A 14,543-nucleotide genomic window follows, 5' to 3' on the forward strand; every position below is an offset into this window, starting at 1 on the left:
AAGTTCTTTTGTCCTATAATTTTATTTGCAGTTTCTTAAGATTAAATTAAAATTAACGAAGATTATGAAAAAGTTAGAAGGTGAAGAAATCCTTAAAAAATGGCGACAAAATAGAGATACTCACGGAAGATTCCCTATTATAGCTGTGCTTGACAACATAAGAAGCGCCTATAATGTAGGGTCTATGTTTAGAACAGCAGAATGTGCTTATGTTTCTAAATTGGTCTTATGTGGTATCACCGCTTACCCCCCAAATCCAAAGATAGAAAAAACCGCCTTAGGAACTACCCAAACCGTTCCTTGGGAATACTTTAACGATACCTACCAAGCAGTAAAACATTTAAAAAATTTAGGTTATAAAGTAGCAGCTTTAGAAATTACAGAAAGTAGTATCCCCATTCAAAACGTTAAACCGTCTGATTTTCCGTTAGCGTTAGTTATCGGAAACGAAGTTACCGGAGTGGACGAAAGGGTTCTCGAAGCGGCTGACATGGTTTTAGAAATTCCACTTTACGGAGAAAAAGAGTCGTTAAACGTAGCTATAGCCTTTGGGGTGGCTATCTTTCTTCTTATAGAAAAACTAAAAAATAATACCCAAAATGAAATATCCTTTCCTTTTTCCTAAAATTTCTGCTATCTTTATCGAAAGGGTTAATCGGTTTGTGGTCAAGATAAAAATAAAAGATGGATTAAGTCGCAGTACCTATGAATTTGCCTATCTACCTAATCCAGGTAGACTTTGGGAGCTGCTTTTGGAAGGCACTGAGCTTTTGGTATTCCCTAATCCTAAAAATAGTAAACTCCCTTATACGGTTTTAGCCTGCAAAAAAAGAGAAAACTATGTCCTTCTTCATACTCACCTGACCAACCACATCGTTTCAACTCTTATTGGTGAGGAGAAGATCCCTTTTTATAAAAATTTTCAGGTGGAGAAAAAAGAACCTATATCTGGTAAAGGCCGCTTCGATTTATTGCTAAAAAATTTACGTTCTCAAGAAAAAATTTTGCTTGAAATTAAAACGTGTACTCTTTTTGGAGAAAAAATTGCCATGTTTCCTGATGCAGAAACTAAAAGAGGACAACGGCATCTTGTTGAACTACTTGAGCTTTCTAAGAAAGGATATCAAACAGAGATGCTTTTTGTCGTTATGAACCCTGAAGTAAAATATTTTCTTCCTGCCTATCATATAGATTTTAATTTTTCTTCTTGGTTTTTAAAACTAAAAGAAAAAATAAATCTAAGGGCTATATCTTTAACCTGGGATTCCACTTTTACCGAAGTAACACGTATAAACTTAGTAGATATTCCTTTTGACCTTTTAGAACAAGAACTGAAAGACCAGGGAGCTTATCTTTTGGTTTTTAGAATAGCCCAACCTGTAAACCTTGTAATAAATCAAAAAACTTTTTTTATAAAACCAGGTTTTTACATCTATGTAGGGTCTGCGATGCAAGGTCTTGCGGCCAGGATAAAAAGACACTTAAGAAAAAACAAAAAATTTCATTGGCACATAGACTATCTACTAACCTATGCTCACAGTATCGTGCCTATTCCTATAAGGTCCTCTGAAAAAATAGAGTGTGCTTTAGCTTCTGACGTTGGTAAACTGTCTGAAGGCTTTGTGCCTGGGTTTGGGGCAACTGATTGTAAGTGCTTTTCTCATCTTTTTTATTTCTCGTGCTCACCTTTTCAAAATTCTGATTTTCACGAATTAATAATTAAATACCGGATAGATAGGCTATGTTCTTACCTAAGATAAACCTAAAGACCGGGGATCGAGGGGTTATTTTTTTTACGCTGCCTGAATGGAAGCTCGCAAAAGAAAAAATCAGCCTAAAAAAGCATTTTTCCTGGTTAAACCTTACTATAAAATATGATGCAAAGGGTTTTATTTGTGGTCCGATTTTAGGAGCTCCGATGATAGGACTACTTTTTGAGATTTTTCAAAACTGGGAGATAAAAGAACTGTTAACCGTAGGTTGGGCAGCTAAGTTAGGGGAGAAGCTTAAATTGGGAGAGGTTTTTCTCCCAAACAAGGCCTATTCTTTAGAAGGAACTTCAAGGCTTTACTGGGAAAAACGAAAAGTTTTTACCCCAGAATTTGAATTTTTTACCAAGATTAAAGAAAATCTTGTGCAAATAGGATTAATGCCCTCATCTGGTCCTATAATTTCTACAGACGCCCCTTTTATTTTTGAAAAAAATACACAATTTTTAAACAAATGGGCAACCAAGGCTTATGCTTTAGACATGGAAACTTCTGCGGTGTTTGCTTTAGGAAAATATTTTAACGTTAAAACCCAGGCTATACTTTTGATTACCGATGAAATTGGTAGAACAAGCTTTCAAAGACCTGAAAACTTATTGAAACCAAGCAGAGAAAAAATTTTAGAGTTAATACAAAGATTCCTAAGCCATGAGGTCTAAAAACTCAAAAACCAACCCCTTTGAGGTTTTTGGTTTAACCCCTAAATTAGTAAAAGAACTAGATGACCAAACACTTTTTAAACTTATCAAGGCTCTCTATAGAATTCTTCAACTTTACTATCATCCAGACAAAGGGGGAGACCCTAAAAAGGCATTAGAAATAAACTTAGCCTATCAATCCTTAAATTTAGAAAAAAACGAAAAACTTTTTAAGGAATATAAAAATAAGTATATCCAAAGGCTTTCTCGTAAGACCATGTTTTCCAGGCTTCAAGAACTGGAAACTCAGAACCGTAAACTCACTCTTTTAGCCGACCTTTTAAAGGAAAAATGTTGGCAGCTTTTGGTAGAAGGACCGATGATCATAGAAGAAATTAGCCGTAAAAAGGCTTTAAAACTTAAAATTTTTGACCTGGTATCCCATCTCAACTTTTCCTATTTAAAACCCTCTCAAAAATCTTTATTTTTTAAAGAGATATATCTTATAGGGTCTGAGGTGGTTAAAAAAGATAGGTTTAAACGTACGTGCTACAGAATAAAAAATTATCGATTTTTAGGCTCAATAAAAAGAAATTACATAGAACCATGGATTTTATTAGAAAAACATACAAAAGATAAAGAAGTGATCTATAATAACCTGATAAATCGAGAGATTTTTGTACAAGAATTTATCCTTTTTTTAAGACCTGAATTGGAAGCAAATGCTTATCTTTTTTTCTTTCAACCAGAAGACCCACAACATGTAGTGTTTGAAGGAATTCTTATTAAAAAAGAAGAGGTTGATTTAGAAGAAGTTAAGTCCTTGTTAAACAAGGTTCCTCTTCTTAAAGAGGAGTTCACAGAAAACATCACAGATAGAAGTTTAAAACAAGATTAACTTTTAGGTTTAGAGGTTTTCAAGAACCTAATTCCTGTCCAGATTACTATGATAGCAAAAAAGATTCTCAAGTAAAATTCAGGTAAAAAGTTGGCTATATTACCTCCTATAAATGTCCCTATGATGATTCCTATTATCAATCCGGGTAAAATTGGTTTTACAACATTACCCAGTTTCAGGTGGGTATAGGCTCCTACTAACCCAGCGGGAACCATGCATAAAAGTGAGGTTCCTTGAGCAAGGTGTTGTCCATAGTTTAACCCTAAAACCAAAGCAGGAACCATTATCGTTCCTCCCCCTACCCCCATCATTCCTGCTATAAAACCAGCAAATACTCCAGTGAGCAACAAAGCTATAATTTTCGAAGTCCCTTCTAAAGAAAAATGATAGAGGCTTCCTAAGTAAGGTTTGGCCAAAAGTAAAAGGGAGGCAAAGATTAAAAAAGCTCCGAAAGACCTTTTTAGTTTCCATTCAGGAAGGCTGTGGGCAAACTTAGCCCCTTTTCTTGCGGTAATCATCGCTGTAATAGCGATGATTACTGAGGCTACTACATCAACCTCTCCATGCATTCCGTAAGTGATAGCACCTACAAGTCCTGTAAACACCAAAGCCCAAAGGCTGGTTCCATGAGCCTGATGTTGAGAAAGCTTTAATACCCCTACCATAAGGGGAATCATCACCACTCCACCACCTAATCCAACCAGGCCTCCAAAACATCCAGCTAAAATTCCTATCCAAATCGCATGAAAAATTTCTTTTTTCATAATTCCTCCTTTTTATTTTTCTATATAAAGTCCTACTCCTTTTAAATAAAAAGTTTCTTCTACAAAAGGGTTAATAGGATGGTCTTTTGCTTGAAACCCTTTAAAAATAATCTTTCCGTCAACCTGTAGTCTTTTAAGAGAGGTTTTAATAAAATTCAAAAGCCTTTCAAACTTTAAAAAATGGGAACAAGAAAATCCGAAGAAAAATCCTCTTTCCAGGGCTTTAAGGCCTAAAAAATAAAGGGTTTCATATTTTTTTTCACCTTCTAAAACATGTTTATGAGACTTTATAAAGGCTGGAGGATCAAGGATTATCATGTCTACCTTAGGAGGATTCTTTAATATATGAAAAACGTCTCCTTGAAGAGTTATAACTTTCTCCTTCCAGTGGTTAATCTTAGCTATTTCTTCTACTAACAAGAGAGCGTTGGCAGAACGGTCTATAAAAAAAACTCTGTCAGCACCACTCTTTAAACAGTAAAATCCAAAACCTCCGATATAAGAAAATCCATCTATAACCTGCAATCCTTTAGAAAACCTGGCAATAGCCCTACGGTTTTCTCTTTGGTCTAAAAAAAATCCCGTTTTTTGTCCGGTGATAACAGGCACCAAAAACTTTATTCCGTCCATGGTGACTAAAATCGGATCTTCTACGTTCCCATAGACTACCTTTGTATAAAGAGGAAGCCCTTCTTCTTGTCTTTTTGTGTGATCGTTTTTTAAGACGATAGCTTGAGGAGTAAACAACACCTTCAAAGCTTCGATTACAAAATCTACAAGTCTTTCCATCCCAAGTGTATGAATTTGGACCACCACTACTTTTTCAAAAATATCTACTATTAATCCAGGTATAAAATCACCTTCAGAAAACACTAAACGAAAACAGCCTTCACCTGGATAAAAAGATTTTCTAAGTTTTAAGGCTTTAGTAAAGGCCTCTAAAAAAAATTTTTCATCTATCTTTTGTTCTTCTCTTGAAAGTAGCTTTAAGCAGTAAAAAGATTGTGGATTAAAATATCCTATCCCTAAAAAATGATTTTCTTCAGATAAAATAGTTACCAAGTCTCCAGGGGCAATTTTTTCAGATGTTTTCTTAAAATCTTTAATTTCCTTTTGGGTAAACCAGAGATGCCTTTGTAGATAGGTTTGTAGCCCTTTTTTATTTAGAACAACTGGAGGATATAGCATTTTGGTAAATTCCTTTTTCTAAATATATTGCCTTATGAGGACAAATTTTTACACAATTTAAACAGCGAATACATTCAACAGAATTTATTTCTTCTAAAGGATTAAGTCCCACGGGACAAATTTTTTCGCAAACTTTACAATAGGTGCATCGGTTAAAGTTTACATTTAGCCTTAAAAAGCTAACCTTATTAAACAGTCCGTATATCAAGCCAAGGGGGCATACATTCTTGCAAAAAAATCTATAATCTATTACAACAAAAAAAACAAACACCAACAAGATAGCGCTTTTCAGATAAAAAAGTTTTCCTATATAATCCCAAAGTTCTGAACTGATAATAATATTTAAATAGCCAGCTTCTAAAGTTCCTGCTGGGCAGAGATACTTGCAAAATCCTAAAATTCCATAACCTATTTCATCTCTCAAAAAAAGGGGGGTTAAAAATATCAATCCTATAAGCACCAAATGTTTGATGTATCTTTGAGAATTTTTAGGAAGGGAGAGTCTTTCCTTAAAAAAAGGAACTTTATAAATAAGGTCCTGTAAAAAACCAAAAGGACAAACCCATCCACAGATAAACCTTCCTAAGGTTAAACCAAAAATCAAAAAAAATCCTAATACATATAAAAAAGGACCTAACAAAACCTGCCAATTTAAGACCCTTGAAGCACTTAACAGGTTTTGCAAAACCCCTAAAGGACAGGAAAAGAGACTTGCAGGGCAGGAATAACAGTTTAATCCAGGGGCACAAAGTCCTTTTAGAGGGCCTGTGTATAGGTTTTTGGTGAAAGGAAAACCTAAATATCCATTATGTAAGAAAAAAGAGATAGACTGTACCACCCTTCTTTTCATTCTTCTAATCCCATACAGGAAAGACAGACCACAGAACCTCTGGAATAAACAAAGTTATAACCGTTAAGTTTAAGACCCGAGAAAATTAACATCCCAAGGACTATTAGAAAAAACAAGATTTTCCAACAACTCATCTATCCTTGTCCCAACTTTTTCTGGAGAAAGGCTTTGAGGTCTTCGCTAATTTCCTCCACCAACTCTGGATTTTCTCCTTCTACCATAATTCGGTACTTAGGCTCAGTACCAGAAGGTCTTATGATTACCCTGCCCTTTTTTCCTAATCTCTTTTCTGCCTGACTAATCTTTTCTTCTATACCTTCGATTTCATCCAAGGGTACTTTTTTGTTTACTTTTAGGTTTTTGATAACTTGTGGAAATTTTTCAAAAAGTTTTGCCAATTCAGAAAGGGGTTTTTGTTTCTCCTTGATTAAAGAGATAAGCCTTAAACCTGTCAAAAGTCCATCTCCTGTGGTAGCTTTATCTAAAAAGATAATATGACCTGAAGTTTCTCCGCCTAAAAGAGAGTTTATTTCCTTCATTTTCATCACTACATATCTGTCTCCTACAGGAGTTCTTAAAAAAGTTATCCCTTGATCTTTAAAAAAAAGTTCTAATCCAAGGTTACTCATGATTGTGCCTACCACCGTTTGGTTGGTAAGTTGTCCTTTTTCTTTAAGGTCTTTGGCAAAGATGGCTAAAAGATCGTCTCCATCTAAAAGATTACCCTTTTCGTCTACCACCACAATCCGGTCTCCGTCTCCATCAAGTGCTATCCCTAAATGTGCCTGAGTTTCTAATACTTTTTTTCGAAGATTTTCAGGATAGAGGGCTCCACAATTTTCATTGATGTTTGTTCCGTTAGGACTGCAGCCTATTGGAATCACCTCTGCTCCAAGTTCCTCTAATACCTGAGGTCCTACTTGATAACAAGCTCCGTTGGCACAATCTATTACTACTTTTAATCCTTCGAAATTAATGTTTATTGGTACAACAGACTTTAGGTGTACTACATACCTTCCTATGGCATCCTTTATCCTAAAGACTTTTCCTAAGGCATCTCTATAGACTCTTACTTCTTTAAAACTTTCATCAAAAATTAGTTCTTCTATTTTAGCCTCTGTCTCATCAGAAAGTTTAAAACCATCTTTACCAAAGATTTTAATCCCGTTATCGTAGTAAGGATTATGGGAAGCGGAAATCATGATACCTACATCTGCCCTCAAATCCTTGGTTAAAAAGGCAATCCCAGGAGTAGGAATAGGTCCTACTAACAAACTATAGCCTCCCATAGAACAAAGACCAGCAACCAGGGAAGACTCAAAAATATATCCTGACAACCTGGTATCCTTACCTATAACCACCTTGGTAATATGATGATTTTGATTTTTAAACAAAAATCCTATGGCTCTGCCTACCTGCAAGGCTATTTCTGGAAGCATCGGAAAAACATTAGCTTCTCCTCTTATCCCGTCTGTACCAAAAAGTTTCTTATCTTCCATGGTTTTTTACCTCTTTTTTTCTTCATAGTATACTTTCACTTTTTCTGTATCCATAGAAATAATACCTAAAGGCGGCATTAAATCAACCTCTAAGGATCCGGTTAATTTTAGTTTTAAAAGGTCTATAGGTTCTGTATTAATTTCTTGAATATTTAAAAGAACCTCTATCGGGGCTTTGATTAGTACATATTTAGGAAAGACCTTTATTTTACCTCGAGTATGGTAAAAACTTTCTTCTTTTAAAACTGGCCTTACAGGGACTTTTTTAGTACCTATTTTTTTAATTATCAAAGTTAGAAATGTAGGGTTTATTTCTTTTACTTTTATCCCAGAAGGCAGATTTATCTTTTCTATCGGCACCCTTATCTGATGAACACCTGGAGTTAAATTTTTAAAATCAATTTCTAACTTAAGGTCTTTTTCATTAACGTTTCTTAAAAGATTTCTTATAGTTTGAATTTTTATCACTACAGTAGAAGGAGTTACTTCTACTATATAGTTAGAATTAGGTAGTTTATAGAACACAGGAATTTCTAACGTCTTTTCTATAGACCTTCCCCAAACTACAAAGTACCATAAAGTAACAGCCATCAAAAAAGAAAGAATTTTTAGTCTATGTTCCCTTTTGAATTTCATAGGTAATCCTTGTCCACCAAGGTGCTTTAGACTCAAAACCTAAAAGTTGGGACAGCATTTTTCTTAAAGTAGCAGGGGTTACATCTCTGGTAATCTTACCACTAACTGCCAGAGAAATATAACCTTTTTCTTCAGAAACCACTATGGCTACAGCATCGGTGATTTCTGTAATTCCAATAGCTGCCCTGTGCCTGGTCCCAAGGTCTTTGGCTATATCAGGGTTGGTAGAAAGTGGTAACACCACCCCTGCAGCTACGATTTTTCCTTTACTGATAACCACTGCCCCATCATGAAGAGGACTTTTCGGATTAAAGATACTTACCAGTAACTCCTCACTGATTTTTGAATCTAACATTACCGCCCCTTCCAGAAAATCTTTTAAACTTATTTCTCTTTCAAACACTATCAAGGCCCCTATCTTTTTTTCAGCAAGTTGAGTAACAGCTTTAACTACCTCTTCTATACCATAAGAATATTCTGTCTGAAACTTAGTAAAAGGATGTTTCCCTATCTGGGCTAAGGCTTTTCTTATATCATCCTGAAACACTATGATAATCAAAATCAAGATAGAAGACATAAAGGTGTTTAAAATCCAGTTCAGAGTTAATAATTGTAAGGCATCTGAAACGAAATATAATAGAACTACCACCGATAAACCTGCAGCCATTTGAAGAGCTCTACTACCCTGGATAAGCAAAAGAATTCTATAAATCAGAAAACTAACCACAAAGATGTCTACCACATCTTTCCAGGTTATAGAATTAAATATTTCAGTAATTCTTAAAACACCAAAATCCAAATCCTTTATCCTCCTATTTGTTGCACTAAAAACTTAAACATTATAACAGCATCTTTATTAAGATCTACTCGATGAACTCTCAAAAATTGAACTCCCCTTAACGAAGACCAAACAGAAAAACCAACCGTACCCCCTTCTCTATCTAAAGGATTAGGTTTATTAAGAACCTTTCCTATAAAACTTTTTCTTGAGTGCCCTAAAAGAACAGGCCTTCCCAAACTATAAAATTCGTCTAATCTTTTTAAAATTTCTAAGTTATGTTCAAAGTTTTTGCCAAACCCTAACCCAGGGTCTATGATAATCTTTTCTACAGAAATTCCCTTTTTTACCAAAAATTCTATACGGTTTTGTAAAAATTCCTTTACTTCTTTTACTACATCTTTATACTGAGGGTTTTCTTGCATAGTTTTGGGAGTTCCTTTGATATGCATAATTACATATGGGCAATCAAAGTCTTTTACCACCTCAACCATTCTTTGATCAAAGCAACCTGCACTTATGTCGTTTATCATCGAAGCTCCCGCTTTTAAAGATTCTTCAGCTACCCTACTCTTATAAGTGTCTACTGAGATGACAACGTCTGGTAACTCTTCACGGATTGCCTTAACTACAGGTACAACCCTTTTTAGCTCTTCCTCTTCACTTACAGGCTCAGAAAAAGGTCTGGTTGATTCTCCCCCTATGTCTATGATGTCTGCTCCTTCTTCTATCAACTCTTTAGCCCTTAAAACCGCCTCTTTTAGACCAAAAAACTTCCCTCCATCTGAAAAAGAGTCAGGGGTTACGTTTAAAATTCCCATGAAATAAGGACAAGCTTGCCAATCAAAAATTTTAGAGCCTATTTTTAAAGGAGATAACATAACCTATTGATTTTGAGTTTCTAAAATAAGTTTAAACCTTTCAGCATCGATAGTCTCTTCTTCTAATAAAACCAGAGCAACTTTATGAAGATTGTTTATATAGGTATGTATAATATCCTTAGCTTTCTGATAACAACGATTTACTATCTCTTTTATTTCTTCGTCAATAATCTTTGCTGTCTCCTCTGAATAATCTTTTATCTGTAAAAGCTCTTTTCCGAGAAAAATATGATCTTCTCCCCTTCCTAAAGCTAATGGACCTAATTTTTTACTCATTCCCCATTCACAAACCATTTTTTTTGCGATCTGGGTAGCTTTTTTTATATCATCTTGAGCCCCGGTGCTTATGGAATTAAAAACAACTTCTTCACTCACTCTTCCTCCTAAAAGAACGGTTATTTTTTTAAGCAAATAGTCTTCTGAATAAATGTGTCGATCATCTAAAGGCAGCTGTTGGGTTACTCCTAAAGCTTGTCCTCTGGGGATAATACTTATCTTATGGACTGGGTCAGGGTCAGGCAGATAATAAGCTACCAACGCATGTCCTGCTTCATGATAGGCTATAATCTTTTTTTCTTCTTCGCTTAACATAAAACCTTTTCTTTCCTTACCCATGAGAATTTTATCTTTAGCCTCTTCCAAATCTTCCTGTTCGATAAACTCTTTTCCTTTTTTAGCGGCAATAAGGGCTGCTTCGTTAAGCATATTTTCTAAATTAGCTCCGGTAAATCCAGGGGTCGCTTTAGCGATAGACCTTAAATCTAAGCTTGGAGAAACCTTAAACTTACGAGCATAAAGTTTTAAGATAGCCTCTCTTCCGTTTACGTCTGGAGGAGGTACAAAAACCTGTCTGTCAAATCTACCAGGTCTCAAAAGGGCTGGGTCTAAAATGTCAGGTCTGTTAGTAGCAGCAAGCACAACTATCCCTTCTGCTGTATCAAACCCATCCATCTCTACAAGTAGCTGGTTTAAAGTTTGTTCTCTTTCATCATGTCCACCACCTAATCCTGCCCCCCTCTGTCTACCAACGGCATCTATCTCGTCTATAAAGATGATACAAGGTGCATGGGCTTTGGCTTGAGAAAATAAATCTCTTACCCTCGCAGCTCCTACACCTACAAACATCTCTACAAAATCTGACCCACTGATACTAAAAAAAGGAACTCCTGCCTCTCCAGCTATGGCTTTAGCAAGAAGAGTTTTTCCTGTACCTGGAGGCCCTACCAACAAGATACCTTTGGGGATACGTGCCCCTAATTTGGTAAACTTTTGAGGATTTTTTAAAAACTCTACTACCTCCTGTAATTCTTCTTTAGCCTCCTCTATCCCAGCTACATCTTTAAAAGTTACTTTGGTTTCCCCTTCTTTTATTAGACGTGCCCTGCTTTTTACAAAACTAAAGGGTTTATTCCCAGGCTGCATCTGTTTGATAAACAAAAACCAAAGTAGAATTAGCACAATGAAAGGAAGCCAGGACACAAGAAAGGTAGTAAACCAACTATGTTGAGAGTCTGGTTTAACTACAATTTTAACTCCCTTTTCTTTTAACAGGGGGATTAAATCTTTATCCTCTGGAATATAAGTAATTATTTCTTTAGAAGAAGAGACTTTGGCAGAAACTTTTTGCCCTTCTATTAATACCTCTTTTATTTCTCCTTTTTCTACTTTTTCAAGAAACTCGGTATAACTGATGTTGTTAGAGGTGTATAACGAAGTTTGATTATAAAAAAAGTTGTAAGCTAACAAAACCAGCAATCCAATAAAAAACCAAAGCAACAAAGTTTTTCCTTTTTGCCACATCTATCTGTGCCTCCTTTTTTCTATTTTTTAAATTTATTACAATTTTCTTGATTTTCAACGAAAAAAGTTTTACATCTATATAAACTCTCTATATAATTTAAGTTTCAAAGAGATTTTAACGACAATGTTTTAAGTAAAGGCCTGAATAGACCCTTAGTTGATGAAACCTCCCTTGTCTAAAACTCAAACTTAGATTATAATCTTTAACATGGAAAAAGTAAACAGGATTTTACTCTCTTTATTAGGGATGTGGTTGATATTTTTAGGTATAAATACCTCAGGAGTGGCCTCTGAAGTAAACGTGACCGCCAATAAGATGGAGGTTATGGAAAGTGAAGGAATAGCGGTTTTTACAGGTAAGGTGCAAGCTACCCGAGGAGATATGAAAGTTTTTTCTGATAAGTTATATGTTTATTATGCTAATCAAGAAGAGAAGAAAAATGTAACCAAGGTGGTTGCTTTGGGAAGAGTAGTTATCTATAAAGGAAAATGGAAAGCCTATGCAGAAAAGGCGGTATACTATAAGGATCAAGAAAAGTTAGTTTTAGAGGATAATCCTAAAGTATGGTATGACAAAAATCTGATAGAGGGAGATATAGTAGTAATTTACTTCAATGAAGACAGGAGTGAGGTTTTGTCTAAAAACGAAGGAAGAGTAAGAGCCAAGTTCTACCTTAACTAAAGCTTTTTATCTGGGTGTAATTATTATGCTCAAAGCAAAAAATTTAAAAAAAAGTTTTAAAAAAAGAGAAGTAGTACATGGAGTTACCGTAGAGATAAAAAAGGGAGAGATGGTAGGTTTGCTTGGTCCTAACGGTGCAGGCAAAACTACCTCGTTTTATATGATTGCTGGTTTTCTTAAACCTGATTCAGGAGAGATATGGCTTTTTGACAAAAACATCACTGATTACGATGTTTCGGAAAGAGCCAATCAAGGTATCATCTATCTTCCTCAGGAAAGTTCTGTTTTTAGAAAACTTACTGTTTATGAAAATTTTAAAATGGTAATAGAACGTTTAGAAGCAAAACAAAAAGAAATAGAAGAAAAGCTTGATTTTTATATAGATCTTTTTAATTTAAGAGAAGTCCTTCATCAAAAGGCCTATACCCTTTCTGGGGGACAAAAAAGGAAGGTAGAAATAGTCAGAGCCCTTTTGGTCGAGCCTTCCTTTATCCTTCTTGATGAGCCTTTTGCAGGTATTGACCCGATAGGAATTGACCAGTTAAAAAACATTTTTAAAACGTTAAGAGAACGCAATATCGGCCTTTTAATTTCTGACCATAACGTTAGAGAGACGTTAAAAATATGTGATAGGGCTTACGTGATAGCTGACGGTCAAATCATCGGATCAGGTACTCCCCAACAAATCTTAGAAAACGAAACCGTTAGAGAAAAATATTTAGGCGAAAGGTTTAAACTTTAGAAAATGATAGAACTTAAAAATCAATTAAAACTTAGTCAACAACTGATTTTAACCCCCCAACTAAAGCTTTTGTTAAAAGTCCTTCAACTTAACACCTTAGAATTAGAAGAATATCTGGTTCAAGAGGCTCAGACAAACCCCTTTTTAGAGATAGAATATAAAGATTTGGCTCCAAAAGTTAGTCAAGATAGAGACCATATACCTGAAGAAGTTAAACTAACAGATGAAATAGATTTAGGAACTGAGGAATTTTTAGAAAAGAGTTTCTATCTTATAGAACCTCAGGAGGAACCGGAAGAACCTATCTGGGAAAAAACCCTTAAGGCTGAAGACAAACTCAGTGATTATTTACTCTGGCAGTTTCGACTGAAAGAGTTTACCCCTGTCGAATACGAAATCGCCCAGTATATTGTGGGAAATCTTGATGAAAAAGGATATCTAACCGTTTCTTCTGAAGAACTAGCTAAAGAGCTGAGCCTTTCTGCAGAGAAGGTAGAAAAAGTAAGAAATGTCATAAAGTTTTTAGACCCAGTAGGGGTAGCCTCTTACGATGTTAAAGAATGTTTACTTACTCAGCTTTTATTTATGGGTTACAAAGAAGAAAGTCTTCCTTATGTGCTGATAGAAAAATATTTTGAACAAATTCCTGAAGGAGTAGACATACTTTCTCAAAAGTTAGGTATAGAACCTTTAAAGATAGAAGAGGCTTTAGAGATTATCAAACATCTTGAGCCCTATCCTGCTAGAAATTTTTATGTAGAAACTTCCACCTACATAGAACCAGACCTTAGGTTTTATAAAGAAGAGGAAGAATGGAAGGTAGAGGTTCTGAAGGAAAAAAGCTTTAAGGTAAGATTAAATAACTTTTATTTAGAATACTTAAAATTAAAGAAAAAGGACCCCCGGTTTTTAAAGTCAAAACAGTTTTTAAAAGAGAAATTTAAAGAAGCGGAAAACTTGTTAAAGGCTTTAGACAGTAGATATTCAAGTCTTTATAAAGTTGGAGCAGCCATTTTGAAACATCAAAAGGAGTTTTTAGAAAAAGGAATTAAATATTTAAAACCTCTTACTTTAAGGATGTTGTCTGAAGAAACCCAGTTGCATGAATCTACTATCAGTAGGATTATTAACCGCAAATATGTACAAACGCCTTCAGGAGTTTTTCCTCTTAAGTTTTTCTTTTCTTCAGGTTATGAATCTTCCGACGGAACAAGCCTTTCTTCTAAAGCAGTAAAAGACCTTATTAAACAGATCATTTCTCAAGAAAACCCTGAAAAACCTTTAAGTGATAACGAGGTGGCTAAAGTTTTAAAATCTAAATATGGGGTTAATATAGCAAGAAGAACGGTTACTAAATACAGAGAAGAACTTCAAATTCCCTCAGTTCGCGAAAGGAAAAAACAAAATAAGAGGTAAGC

General features: G+C 35.1%; 15 protein-coding genes. 7 read left to right on the forward strand and 8 right to left on the reverse strand.

The window, feature by feature from the left end; translation table 11 throughout:
* The first annotated feature begins 64 nt into the window (after positions 1-64).
* Genes PWP26_RS05125 through PWP26_RS05140 form a run of 4 tightly spaced genes read left to right on the forward strand, consistent with a single transcriptional unit; the run spans position 65 to position 3,305 of the window.
* Positions 65-625, forward strand: a complete 561-nt coding sequence (locus PWP26_RS05125; protein WP_022855140.1) for an RNA methyltransferase — start codon at positions 65-67, stop codon at positions 623-625.
* A complete protein-coding gene (sfsA, locus tag PWP26_RS05130; protein ID WP_301399110.1) occupies positions 600-1,760 on the forward strand; it encodes a DNA/RNA nuclease SfsA in 1,161 nt (386 codons plus the stop codon). The genes PWP26_RS05125 and sfsA overlap by 26 nt, the downstream gene beginning before the upstream one ends.
* Positions 1,742-2,428: a hypothetical protein gene (locus PWP26_RS05135; protein ID WP_000479670.1), complete on the forward strand. Its 687-nt coding sequence runs from the start codon at positions 1,742-1,744 to the stop codon at positions 2,426-2,428. The genes sfsA and PWP26_RS05135 overlap by 19 nt, the downstream gene beginning before the upstream one ends.
* On the forward strand, positions 2,418-3,305 hold the full coding sequence (locus tag PWP26_RS05140; protein ID WP_301399112.1) for a DnaJ family molecular chaperone: 888 nt from the start codon (positions 2,418-2,420) through the stop codon (positions 3,303-3,305). Before PWP26_RS05135 ends, PWP26_RS05140 begins: the two co-directional genes overlap by 11 nt.
* Here the strand turns inward: PWP26_RS05140 and PWP26_RS05145 are convergent.
* From PWP26_RS05145 to ftsH, 8 genes are all read right to left on the reverse strand, one after another.
* Positions 3,302-4,069 carry a sulfite exporter TauE/SafE family protein gene (locus PWP26_RS05145; protein WP_273010864.1) on the reverse strand — a complete coding sequence of 256 codons (768 nt, stop codon included), beginning with the start codon at positions 4,067-4,069 and terminating at the stop codon, positions 3,302-3,304. The genes PWP26_RS05140 and PWP26_RS05145 overlap by 4 nt on opposite strands.
* 12 nt (positions 4,070-4,081) lie before the next feature.
* Positions 4,082-5,257 carry a class I SAM-dependent rRNA methyltransferase gene (locus tag PWP26_RS05150; protein WP_273010862.1) on the reverse strand — a complete coding sequence of 392 codons (1,176 nt, stop codon included), beginning with the start codon at positions 5,255-5,257 and terminating at the stop codon, positions 4,082-4,084.
* On the reverse strand, positions 5,229-6,107 hold the full coding sequence (locus tag PWP26_RS05155) for a 4Fe-4S binding protein (protein ID WP_273010860.1): 879 nt from the start codon (positions 6,105-6,107) through the stop codon (positions 5,229-5,231). Before PWP26_RS05155 ends, PWP26_RS05150 begins: the two co-directional genes overlap by 29 nt.
* A gap of 134 nt (positions 6,108-6,241) precedes the next feature.
* The gene (gene glmM / locus PWP26_RS05160; RefSeq protein WP_273010858.1) at positions 6,242-7,606 is read right to left on the reverse strand and encodes a phosphoglucosamine mutase; all 1,365 of its coding nucleotides are present in this window, start codon (positions 7,604-7,606) and stop codon (positions 6,242-6,244) included.
* 6 nt (positions 7,607-7,612) lie between these two features.
* Complete coding sequence (locus tag PWP26_RS05165) at positions 7,613-8,242, reverse strand: YbbR-like domain-containing protein (RefSeq protein ID WP_273010855.1); 630 nt, start codon at positions 8,240-8,242, stop codon at positions 7,613-7,615.
* The gene (cdaA, locus tag PWP26_RS05170; RefSeq protein ID WP_273010854.1) at positions 8,220-9,041 is read right to left on the reverse strand and encodes a diadenylate cyclase CdaA; all 822 of its coding nucleotides are present in this window, start codon (positions 9,039-9,041) and stop codon (positions 8,220-8,222) included. The genes PWP26_RS05165 and cdaA overlap by 23 nt, the downstream gene beginning before the upstream one ends.
* Positions 9,042-9,046: 5 nt before the next feature.
* A complete protein-coding gene (gene folP / locus PWP26_RS05175; protein WP_273010852.1) occupies positions 9,047-9,901 on the reverse strand; it encodes a dihydropteroate synthase in 855 nt (284 codons plus the stop codon).
* Between the two features lie 3 nt (positions 9,902-9,904).
* A complete protein-coding gene (ftsH, locus tag PWP26_RS05180; RefSeq protein ID WP_038061211.1) occupies positions 9,905-11,701 on the reverse strand; it encodes an ATP-dependent zinc metalloprotease FtsH in 1,797 nt (598 codons plus the stop codon).
* A gap of 208 nt (positions 11,702-11,909) precedes the next feature.
* On the opposite strand from ftsH, the gene lptA reads away from it, so the two are divergent.
* From lptA to rpoN, 3 genes are read left to right on the forward strand one after another with little or no spacing between them, the layout of a single operon-like run.
* Positions 11,910-12,383, forward strand: coding sequence for a lipopolysaccharide transport periplasmic protein LptA (gene lptA, locus PWP26_RS05185; protein WP_051754458.1), 474 nt, complete (start codon positions 11,910-11,912; stop codon positions 12,381-12,383).
* 25 nt (positions 12,384-12,408) lie between these two features.
* Positions 12,409-13,125 carry an LPS export ABC transporter ATP-binding protein gene (lptB, locus tag PWP26_RS05190; protein WP_038061214.1) on the forward strand — a complete coding sequence of 239 codons (717 nt, stop codon included), beginning with the start codon at positions 12,409-12,411 and terminating at the stop codon, positions 13,123-13,125.
* A 3-nt stretch (positions 13,126-13,128) separates the two neighbouring features.
* Positions 13,129-14,541 carry an RNA polymerase factor sigma-54 gene (rpoN, locus tag PWP26_RS05195; protein ID WP_301399113.1) on the forward strand — a complete coding sequence of 471 codons (1,413 nt, stop codon included), beginning with the start codon at positions 13,129-13,131 and terminating at the stop codon, positions 14,539-14,541.
* Positions 14,542-14,543 lie beyond the last annotated feature (2 nt).

Origin of the sequence: Thermodesulfobacterium sp. (assembly GCF_030445475.1) — a bacterium.
GTDB classification, from domain to species: domain Bacteria; phylum Desulfobacterota; class Thermodesulfobacteria; order Thermodesulfobacteriales; family Thermodesulfobacteriaceae; genus Thermodesulfobacterium; species Thermodesulfobacterium commune.